This is a genomic window from Pantoea sp. ACRSC (assembly GCF_022346785.1).
In the GTDB taxonomy this organism is placed as follows: domain Bacteria; phylum Pseudomonadota; class Gammaproteobacteria; order Enterobacterales; family Enterobacteriaceae; genus Pantoea; species Pantoea alvi.
Genome location: NZ_JAKRNN010000033.1, coordinates 23,409 through 32,879, shown reverse-complemented (window position 1 = coordinate 32,879; position 9,471 = coordinate 23,409). Strand labels below are relative to the sequence as shown.

Sequence of the window (9,471 nt, the reverse complement as noted above, 5' to 3'; positions counted from 1 at the left end):
CCTGGCGGCCTTAGCGCGGCGGTCCCACCTGACCCCATGCCGAACTCAGAAGTGAAACGCCGTAGCGCCGATGGTAGTGTGGGGCCTCCCCATGCGAGAGTAGGGAACTGCCAGGCATCCATACAAAAAAGCCCCCTGCTGACGCAGGGGGCTTTTTTACGTCTGTGGATCGGCAAAAAAAGGCGAATTTCCGGGCGCAACGCCCGCAAAACTTCCCTACAAGCCTGAACTGATGCGGTAAACTACCCGCAGATAACTTCGTAAAGGCCGCATAATGTCCCACCAGTATCCTTCTCTGCAAGCTGACAATACCCTTGGTCTTGAGATCCGCGCACGCGATCGCATCCTCGCTGAGACGCCAGAAAAGATCCTCACTGCCTGGCGAAACGCCAGAGCGGCTCATCAGCCATTCATTCTGCTGGGCGAAGGCAGCAACGTGCTTTTCCTGGATGATTTTGCCGGCACCGTCGTGCTTAACCGCATTAAAGGCATCGAGATTCAGGAGCAGGACGAAGCCTGGAAACTGCACGTTGGTGCCGGTGAAAACTGGCATGCCCTTGTCGAGGCGACCCTGAAAAAAGGGATCCCCGGACTCGAAAACCTGGCGCTGATCCCCGGCATGTCAGGCTCGGCCCCGATTCAAAATATTGGCGCCTATGGCGTTGAGTTTAAAGATGTTTGCGACTATGTCGATGTCCTGAACCTGGAAACGGGCGCGACGCAGCGTCTGCAGCGCGAAGCGTGTGACTTTGGTTACCGCGACAGCATCTTTAAGCATCAGTATCAGCAGGGATATGCCATTATCGCCGTGGGGCTTAGCCTGAATAAAAACTGGCAGCCGGTGCTGACCTATGGCGATTTAACGCGGCTCAATCCCGCCACCGTTACCGCCTGGGAGATCTTTCACGCTGTCTGCCATATGCGTCAAAGTAAGCTGCCGGATCCGCGCGTAACGGGCAATGTCGGCAGCTTCTTCAAAAACCCGCTAATCAGCCGTGAACAGGCAGAACAGCTGAGGCTTGCCTATCCCGATATGCCTTTCTATCCGCAGAGTAACGGCGAGATCAAACTGGCTGCGGGCTGGTTAATCGATCGGTGCCAGCTAAAAGGATTTCGCATCGGCGGCGCGGCAGTGCATCAGCAGCAGGCGCTGGTGCTGATCAATGCTGACCATGCCACCTCTCAGGAAATTGTCGCCCTGGCGAAAGCGGTACGCGCCCGCGTCGGGCAAAAGTTTGATGTATGGCTTGAGCCCGAGGTGCGCTTTATTGCGGCACAGGGCGAGTGCAACGCTGTAGAGGCAATACTATGAAAGACCATAGCATTCCGTTAAAGCTGGTCGAAATACTCTCAGACGGCGAGTTTCATTCTGGCGAGCAGCTTGGCGAATCACTGGGCATGAGCCGCGCGGCGATCAATAAACATATCCAGACGCTTAAAAGCTGGGGCCTGGATATCTATACGGTCACGGGCAAAGGCTATAGCCTGCCGGCGCCGATGCAGCTGCTGAATGAAGAGGCGATCGTGTCGCAGCTGCATCAGCCTAATCTGGCAATTATTCCGGTTATTGACTCAACCAACCAGTACCTGCTGGAGCGGATGAACGAACTGCAATCAGGCGATGCCTGCATTGCTGAATACCAGCAGGCGGGCCGAGGACGTCGCGGACGGCAATGGTTCTCACCTTTCGGCGCCAATCTCTATATGTCGATGTACTGGCGTCTGGAGCAGGGCCCGGCGGCGGCGATGGGGCTAAGCCTGGTTATCGGCATCGTCATCGCTGAAGCCCTGCAGCAGCTCGGCGCACAGGATGTTCGCGTAAAGTGGCCTAACGACCTCTATCTTCAGGACCGCAAGCTGGCGGGCATTCTGGTTGAGCTGACGGGGAAAACCGGCGACGCCGCGCAGATTGTGATGGGGGCCGGTATCAATCTGGCGATGCGCGGTGCCGAAGCGGCGCAGATCAATCAGGGCTGGATCAACCTGCAGGAAGCGGGTATCACCATCGATCGAAACGATCTGGCCGCGAAGCTGATCAATAGCCTGCGCGAGGCGCTGCCGCTCTTTGAACGTGACGGGCTGGCACCTTTCACCGAGCGCTGGAAAACGCTGGATAACTTCATTAACCGACCCGTTAAGCTGTTAATCGGTGAACGTGAGATACAGGGTATCGCGCGCGGAATAGATAAACAGGGCGGCCTGCTGCTTGAGCAGGATGGGGAGATAAAATCCTGGGTAGGCGGCGAAATATCTCTGCGTCCGCAGTAAATAAAAAGCCTGCATCGCGCAGGCTTGTTTAATGCTATTTCCTGAGTCTGACCCGGTCGACGGCATGATTGCCGCCCTTGGTCATTATCAGGCTGGCTCTCTCTCGGGTCGGCAATATGTTCTCTTTTAAATTCCGCCAGTTGATCTCTTTCCACAGCCCGGTAGCGATTTGCACGGCCTCTTCTTCAGAGAGCTGCGCATAGTGGTGGAAATAGGAATCGGGATCGGTAAAGGCACCCTGACGGAATTTTAAGAAGCGATTGATATACCAGCGCTGCAGCAGATCTTCGGGCGCGTCTACATAGATAGAGAAATCGACGAAGTCTGACACAAAGACGTGGTGCGGATCGTGAGGATAATCCATTCCGCTCTGCAGAACATTCAGGCCTTCAAGAATGAGTATATCAGGCTGATGCACCACTTTATCGCCATCCGGGATGACGTCATACACCAGATGAGAATAGACCGGCGCCGTGACCTGACTGGCGCCTGATTTCAGCGCGGAAACGAAGTTAACCAGCCGATGCATATCATAGGACTGAGGAAAGCCTTTCTTCTTCATCAGGCCGCGCTCTTTCAACACCGCATTGGGATGCAGAAAGCCATCGGTAGTAATGAGCTCGACTTTACGATGCTCGGGCCAGCGGCTCAGCAGCGCCTGCAGAACGCGTGCGGTAGTGCTTTTCCCCACGGCCACGCTGCCGGCGATGCTGATAATGTAGGGGATCTTCTGGCCATCCGTTCCCAGGAACTGCTCCAGCACCGCCTGACGGCGCAGGTTGGAACTGATATAGAAGTTAAGCAGGCGCGATAAAGGCAGGTAAATCTCTGCAACCTCTTCCAGAGATAAATCTTCATTAATGCCTTTCAGCTGCGCGATCTCCTCTTCCGTTAAGGTCATCGGCACAGTATTACGTAGGGCAGCCCACTGCTTGCGCGTGAACTCTAAATAGGGCGTTGTCAGAGGTGAATTCTTTTTATTCATAAGTATGCGTCTGACTGCAGATTAGGGCTAATTCATATCAGGCAGATAAAAAACCTGTAGCGATATGAGAACCATAGCGGCATGTCACAAGGTCTTTACTGAGAACAATGGGCTGGAGGTTAACATCAGTGTGATAATAAAAAGAAGAAAAATGATAAATCCGCGCACGCTTTCGCAAGCGGCTGCGCATAAGTCCGGCGCACAGAGCGGTCGGCATTTTACCCGCCCGCGCTGTAAAGACCCTGACTTGCACGTAACGCTTACTGTTGGCCGCGATAAAAAACGGGCCGCCGGAAAACTTTTTTTATTTATAGTCGCGCTAAGCGGACAAAAAAGCAGCGCTCTCGCCGCGATAGCCGCTGTGTTGACGTCAGAAAATCAGCGGCAGCGCCGCGCGCAATTCGCCGGATTCGTCTAAATTTCCCGCAGTAATTCGTTAAAATGCGAGCATTTGCACAAATAGTAAGCGATAGAATAATTTCAGTGATTTTTTTGTTGCATCCTGTCCCGGTCCTTCCTAGAATGCGCGTCACTTGATGCCGGCTTAGCTCAGTTGGTAGAGCAACTGACTTGTAATCAGTAGGTCACCAGTTCGATTCCGGTAGCCGGCACCATCAAGTAGGTGGGATTCCCGAGCGGCCAAAGGGAGCAGACTGTAAATCTGCCGTCACAGACTTCGAAGGTTCGAATCCTTCTCCCACCACCATCTCAACCTTACTGGTTGAGAGCAGATAAACAGCCTGTTTGTCTGTCGGTGAGTCACTTCTCTCACCCCAAATTCAAACTGCGCTTCGGCACAGTTAAAGGTCGGTCAGCAACGCTGGCAGACTTCGAATAGTAGGGGAACATCTCTTATTATTCACAAGCTACAGAAAGAACAGGTAGCCGAGTTCCAGGATGCGGGCATCGTATAATGGCTATTACCTCAGCCTTCCAAGCTGATGATGCGGGTTCGATTCCCGCTGCCCGCTCCAGATGTGCTGATATGGCTCAGTTGGTAGAGCGCACCCTTGGTAAGGGTGAGGTCCCCAGTTCGACTCTGGGTATCAGCACCACTTCCTTTATCTCCTCCCTGATTCTCTCTCTGTAAATCCTGCATTCAGGCAAAGCCTGGTTGATGTGATGATATCTTTGATATATCCGTGTCTTAGAGGGACAAGCGATGGCTAAAGAGCAATTTCAACGTAACAAACTGCACGTAAACGTGGGCACCATCGGTCACGTTGACCACGGTAAAACCACCCTGACTGCAGCAATCACCACCGTTCTGGCTAAAACCTACGGCGGCCAGGCTCGCGCATTCGACCAGATCGATAACGCGCCGGAAGAGAAGGCTCGTGGTATCACCATCAACACCTCTCACGTTGAGTACGAAACCCCGACTCGTCACTACGCGCACGTTGACTGCCCGGGCCACGCCGACTATGTGAAAAACATGATCACCGGTGCTGCTCAGATGGACGGCGCTATCCTGGTTGTTGCTGCGACTGACGGCCCGATGCCGCAGACCCGTGAGCACATCCTGCTGGGTCGTCAGGTTGGCGTTCCTTACATCATCGTGTTCCTGAACAAGTGCGACATGGTTGATGACGAAGAGCTGCTGGAGCTGGTTGAGATGGAAGTTCGTGACCTGCTGTCACAGTACGACTTCCCGGGCGACGACACGCCGATCGTTCGCGGTTCAGCGCTGAAAGCACTGGAAGGCGACGCAGAGTGGGAAGCGAAGATCGTTGAGCTGGCTGGCCACCTGGATACCTACATCCCGGATCCGGTTCGTGCTATCGACCTGCCGTTCCTGCTGCCGATCGAAGACGTATTCTCAATCTCTGGCCGTGGTACCGTTGTTACCGGTCGTGTTGAGCGCGGCATCGTGAAAGTGGGCGACGAAGTTGAAATCGTTGGTATCAAAGACACCGCGAAATCAACCTGTACTGGCGTTGAAATGTTCCGCAAACTGCTGGATCAGGGTCAGGCTGGTGAGAACGTCGGCGTTCTGCTGCGTGGTATCAAGCGTGAAGAGATCGAGCGTGGCCAGGTACTGGCTAAGCCGGGCTCAATCAAGCCGCACACCACTTTCGTGTCAGAAGTATACGTTCTGTCCAAAGAAGAAGGCGGTCGTCACACTCCGTTCTTCAAAGGCTACCGTCCGCAGTTCTACTTCCGTACGACTGACGTGACTGGCAACATCGAACTGCCGGAAGGCGTTGAGATGGTAATGCCGGGCGACAACATCAAGATGACCGTTACTCTGATCCACCCGATCGCGATGGACCAGGGTCTGCGCTTCGCAATCCGCGAAGGCGGCCGTACCGTTGGCGCGGGCGTTGTTGCTGAAGTTATCGCTTAATTACGATAATATTTGACGCAATGCATACGGAAAGGGCATCATTTGATGCCCTTTTTGCACGCTGTTACATAGAACCTGGCTCATCAGTGATTTTCGGTCATAATCATTGCTGAGACAGGCTCTGTTGCGCGGCGTAGGATACCGAGTTACGCCCAAAAGCTCATTCGGTTTGGATGCCTCGCCTTGCGGGGCAAAATAGTTTCTGAATTATTGTGGCAGGTTGGTTTATGAGTGCGAATACCGAAGCTCAAGGGAGCGGGCGCGGCCTGGAAGCGATAAAGTGGCTGGCTGTTGTTGCGTTGCTGCTGGTAGCCATCGTAGGCAATTATATTTATCGCGACGTGACGCTGCCTTTACGTGCGCTGGCTGTCGTGGTGCTGATTGCGGCCGCGGGCGGCATTGCGCTGCTGACGGTTAAAGGCAAAGCAACCGTGGCTTTTGCGCGTGAAGCACGCACCGAAATGCGTAAGGTCATTTGGCCGACTCGCCAGGAAACGCTGCATACCACGTTAATCGTTGCCGCGGTTACCGCCGTGATGTCACTGATTTTGTGGGGGCTGGATGGTATTCTGGTCCGTCTGGTATCGTTTATCACTGGCCTGAGGTTCTGAGATGTCTGAAGCTCCAAAAAAACGCTGGTACGTCGTGCAGGCGTTTTCCGGCTTTGAAGGCCGCGTAGCACAGTCGCTGCGCGAGCACATCAAATTGCACAACATGGAAGAGCTTTTCGGCGACGTCATGGTTCCTACTGAAGAAGTGGTAGAGATCCGCGGCGGTCAGCGTCGTAAAAGCGAACGCAAATTTTTCCCCGGCTACGTGCTGGTGCAGATGGTGATGAATGACGCCAGCTGGCATCTGGTACGCAGCGTCCCGCGCGTAATGGGTTTCATCGGCGGCACCTCTGACCGCCCTGCGCCGATCAGCGATAAAGAAGTGGATGCGATCATGAACCGCCTGCAGCAGGTGGGTGACAAGCCGCGTCCGAAGACGCTGTTCGAACCGGGCGAGATGGTACGCGTCAACGACGGCCCGTTCGCCGACTTCAACGGCGTGGTCGAAGAAGTGGATTACGAGAAGAGCCGCCTGAAAGTTTCTGTTTCAATCTTTGGCCGCGCAACGCCGGTCGAACTGGACTTTGGGCAGGTGGAGAAAGGTTAATCACCTTGCTCACATTTTGACTCTTGCAGCAGGCGCGAAATTTAACTATAATTTCGCGCCTTTTGTTTTTATGCGCTGGCAACAGCGTGTGAACTGTTATCACGGGGAGCCTGTTTTTCAGGCGCTATACCCAACTGAGGAATAATCATGGCCAAGAAAGTACAAGCCTACGTCAAGCTGCAGGTTGCAGCAGGTATGGCTAACCCGAGCCCACCGGTAGGTCCGGCTCTGGGTCAGCAGGGCGTTAACATCATGGAATTCTGTAAAGCGTTCAACGCCAAAACGGAATCCCTGGAGAAAGGTCTGCCGACTCCGGTTGTTATCACCGTATACAGCGACCGTTCTTTCACCTTCGTTACCAAAACTCCGCCGGCCGCCGTTCTGCTGAAAAAAGCAGCGGGCATCAAGTCTGGTTCTGGTAAGCCGAACAAAGACAAAGTCGGTAAAGTAACCCGTGCTCAGGTACGTGAAATCGCAGAAACCAAAGCTGCGGACATGACTGGTGCTGACGTAGAAGCGATGACTCGCTCTATCGAAGGTACTGCTCGTTCCATGGGCCTGGTAGTGGAGGACTAAGAAATGGCTAAGCTGACCAAGCGCATGCGCGTGATCCGTGACAAAGTTGATGCGACCAAACAGTACGATGTCACTGAAGCTGTTGCTCTGCTGAAAGAACTGGCTACCGCTAAGTTTGTAGAGAGCGTGGACGTTGCCGTTAACCTCGGCATCGACGCACGTAAATCTGACCAGAACGTTCGTGGTGCGACCGTTCTGCCGCACGGTACTGGTCGTTCAGTACGCGTTGCCGTCTTTACCCAGGGCGCAAACGCCGAAGCTGCTAAAGCAGCTGGCGCTGAGCTGGTAGGTATGGAAGATCTGGCTGAGCAGATCAAAAAAGGCGAAATGAACTTTGACGTTGTTATCGCTTCTCCGGATGCGATGCGCGTTGTAGGCCAGCTGGGCCAGGTTCTGGGTCCGCGCGGCCTGATGCCAAACCCGAAAGTTGGTACCGTAACGCCGAACGTTGCTGAAGCAGTTAAAAACGCTAAAGCGGGTCAGGTTCGTTACCGTAACGACAAAAACGGCATCATCCACACCACCATCGGTAAAGTGGACTTTGACGCTGACAAGCTGAAAGAAAACCTGGAATCTCTGCTGGTTGCGCTGAAAAAAGCGAAACCTGCTCAGGCGAAAGGCGTTTACATCAAGAAAATCAGCCTGTCTACCACCATGGGCGCTGGCGTTGCCATCGACCAGGCGGGTCTGAACGCAGCAGCAAACTAATTGCTGCTTGAAACGGGCGAAAAATTCACCTAGAATCTTACGCCCGTTGTTCTGGTAAAACAGACACTGAATTTATATCTCGCTGTGACTTTCGCATTCGCTTCGGCGACGCGGCGGAAACAGCGGGGTAGGTTGGAGCCAGGCCTTTCCTGGCCTCCGTCCAAGACCGCAGGCGCGGCCCATCTTCGGATGTGACGCTTAATCCCCTGCGTAGACGGTGACAGAGCCAAAAAGAATTTTTTCTTAACTGGATTCTGCTCACCGTGTTTTAGCGCTTACCTTCCTTTAGGTCGGTAGGTGAAGTGAGTTCCGGAGAAATTCATCTCCGGCCAAAATCCAGGAGCAAAAGCTAATGGCATTAAATCTTCAAGACAAACAAGCGATTGTTGCTGAAGTCAGCGAAGTAGCCAAAGGCGCGCTGTCAGCGGTTGTTGCGGATTCTCGCGGCGTTACCGTTGATAAAATGACCGAACTGCGTAAAGCAGGTCGTGAAGCTGGCGTTTACATGCGTGTTGTTCGTAACACCCTGCTGCGCCGCGTCGTTGAAGGTACTCAGTTCGAGTGCCTGAAAGACACGTTTGTTGGTCCGACCCTGATTGCATACTCTATGGAACACCCGGGCGCTGCTGCTCGTCTGTTCAAAGATTTCGCGAAAGCGAATGCAAAATTTGAGGTCAAAGCTGCAGCCTTTGAAGGTGAGCTGATCCCGGCGGCACAAATTGACCGTCTGGCAACGCTGCCGACTTACGAAGAAGCACTGGCACGTCTGATGTCGACCATGAAAGAAGCCGCTGCCGGCAAACTGGTCCGCACTCTGGCTGCTGTTCGCGATGCAAAAGAAGCGGCTTAAGGCCAGATTCTTTTCTTTCGCACTTGCTAACGTATAAACTTTTTCTGATTCTTAGGAACAATTGTCATGTCTATCACTAAAGATCAAATTCTGGAAGCCGTTGCCGCTATGTCCGTAATGGAAGTAGTTGAGCTGGTTTCTGCTATGGAAGAAAAATTCGGCGTTTCTGCTGCTGCCGCTGTAGCTGTAGCTGCTGGCCCGGCTGAAGCTGTTGAAGAGAAAACTGAATTCGACGTCGTTCTGAAATCTGCTGGCGCGAACAAAGTAGCTGTAATCAAAGCCGTACGTAGCGCAACTGGTCTGGGCCTGAAAGAAGCCAAAGACCTGGTTGAAGCAACTGGCGTGATCAAAGAAGGCATCAGCAAAGACGACGCAGCTGCACTTGAAGCTGCTCTGAAAGAAGCTGGCGCAGAAGTTGAAGTTAAGTAAGACAACCTTTTGGTTGCAGCCTGAGTAAAATCAGGCTGATGGCTGGTGGCTTTTGGGTCACCAGCCTTTTTGCGCTCAAGAGCTTTGATGGGGTTTCGCACTGTTTGTCCATCGCTGCTCTTCAATATCTTTTTCTATCGACGACTTAAT

The 9,471-nt window shown here is 53.4% G+C and carries 11 protein-coding genes, 4 tRNA genes and 1 rRNA gene; 15 read left to right on the top strand and 1 reads right to left on the bottom strand.

Annotated features, from left to right (window positions below; all coding sequences use genetic code 11):
- The 3 genes from rrf to birA all read left to right on the top strand — a co-directional run bounded on the left by rrf (nt 1) and on the right by birA (nt 2,268).
- Nucleotides 1-116: ribosomal RNA gene (gene rrf / locus MHZ97_RS21080) — 5S ribosomal RNA — on the top strand.
- A 158-nt stretch (nt 117-274) separates the two neighbouring features.
- Entirely contained in the window at nt 275-1,312 is a 1,038-nt protein-coding gene (gene murB / locus MHZ97_RS21075) for a UDP-N-acetylmuramate dehydrogenase (protein WP_239315693.1), read from the top strand.
- Nucleotides 1,309-2,268 (top strand): bifunctional biotin--[acetyl-CoA-carboxylase] ligase/biotin operon repressor BirA, encoded by a 960-nt coding sequence (gene birA / locus MHZ97_RS21070; protein WP_103797724.1) that lies wholly within the window; start codon nt 1,309-1,311, stop codon nt 2,266-2,268. The genes murB and birA overlap by 4 nt, the downstream gene beginning before the upstream one ends.
- 34 nt (nt 2,269-2,302) lie before the next feature.
- On the opposite strand, the gene coaA is transcribed toward birA, so the two are convergent.
- Complete coding sequence (gene coaA, locus MHZ97_RS21065) at nt 2,303-3,253, bottom strand: type I pantothenate kinase (protein ID WP_103797725.1); 951 nt, start codon at nt 3,251-3,253, stop codon at nt 2,303-2,305.
- 64 nt (nt 3,254-3,317) lie between these two features.
- Between coaA and MHZ97_RS21060 the strand changes: the two genes are divergently transcribed.
- The 12 genes from MHZ97_RS21060 (at nt 3,318) to rplL (ending at nt 9,321) form a co-directional block, all read left to right on the top strand.
- The gene (locus tag MHZ97_RS21060) at nt 3,318-3,671 is read left to right on the top strand and encodes a hypothetical protein (protein ID WP_239315692.1); all 354 of its coding nucleotides are present in this window, start codon (nt 3,318-3,320) and stop codon (nt 3,669-3,671) included.
- Nucleotides 3,672-3,791: 120 nt separating this feature from the next.
- Nucleotides 3,792-3,867, top strand: a tRNA-Thr gene (locus MHZ97_RS21055).
- A 7-nt stretch (nt 3,868-3,874) separates the two neighbouring features.
- Nucleotides 3,875-3,959, top strand: a tRNA-Tyr gene (locus MHZ97_RS21050).
- Nucleotides 3,960-4,152: 193 nt separating this feature from the next.
- Nucleotides 4,153-4,227 (top strand) — tRNA-Gly (locus MHZ97_RS21045).
- A 5-nt stretch (nt 4,228-4,232) separates the two neighbouring features.
- Nucleotides 4,233-4,308: transfer RNA gene (locus tag MHZ97_RS21040), tRNA-Thr, on the top strand.
- 107 nt (nt 4,309-4,415) lie between these two features.
- On the top strand, nt 4,416-5,600 hold the full coding sequence (tuf, locus tag MHZ97_RS21035; protein ID WP_224481567.1) for an elongation factor Tu: 1,185 nt from the start codon (nt 4,416-4,418) through the stop codon (nt 5,598-5,600).
- Nucleotides 5,601-5,827: 227 nt separating this feature from the next.
- Nucleotides 5,828-6,211, top strand: a complete 384-nt coding sequence (gene secE / locus MHZ97_RS21030; protein ID WP_033755817.1) for a preprotein translocase subunit SecE — start codon at nt 5,828-5,830, stop codon at nt 6,209-6,211.
- Between the two features lies 1 nt (nt 6,212).
- Nucleotides 6,213-6,758 (top strand): transcription termination/antitermination protein NusG, encoded by a 546-nt coding sequence (nusG, locus tag MHZ97_RS21025; protein ID WP_012439920.1) that lies wholly within the window; start codon nt 6,213-6,215, stop codon nt 6,756-6,758.
- 147 nt (nt 6,759-6,905) lie between these two features.
- A complete protein-coding gene (gene rplK, locus MHZ97_RS21020; RefSeq protein ID WP_013507401.1) occupies nt 6,906-7,334 on the top strand; it encodes a 50S ribosomal protein L11 in 429 nt (142 codons plus the stop codon).
- 3 nt (nt 7,335-7,337) lie between these two features.
- On the top strand, nt 7,338-8,042 hold the full coding sequence (rplA, locus tag MHZ97_RS21015) for a 50S ribosomal protein L1 (protein ID WP_033793154.1): 705 nt from the start codon (nt 7,338-7,340) through the stop codon (nt 8,040-8,042).
- A gap of 352 nt (nt 8,043-8,394) precedes the next feature.
- Nucleotides 8,395-8,892, top strand: coding sequence for a 50S ribosomal protein L10 (gene rplJ / locus MHZ97_RS21010; protein ID WP_011091858.1), 498 nt, complete (start codon nt 8,395-8,397; stop codon nt 8,890-8,892).
- 66 nt (nt 8,893-8,958) lie between these two features.
- The gene (gene rplL, locus MHZ97_RS21005; RefSeq protein ID WP_033793155.1) at nt 8,959-9,321 is read left to right on the top strand and encodes a 50S ribosomal protein L7/L12; all 363 of its coding nucleotides are present in this window, start codon (nt 8,959-8,961) and stop codon (nt 9,319-9,321) included.
- Nucleotides 9,322-9,471 lie beyond the last annotated feature (150 nt).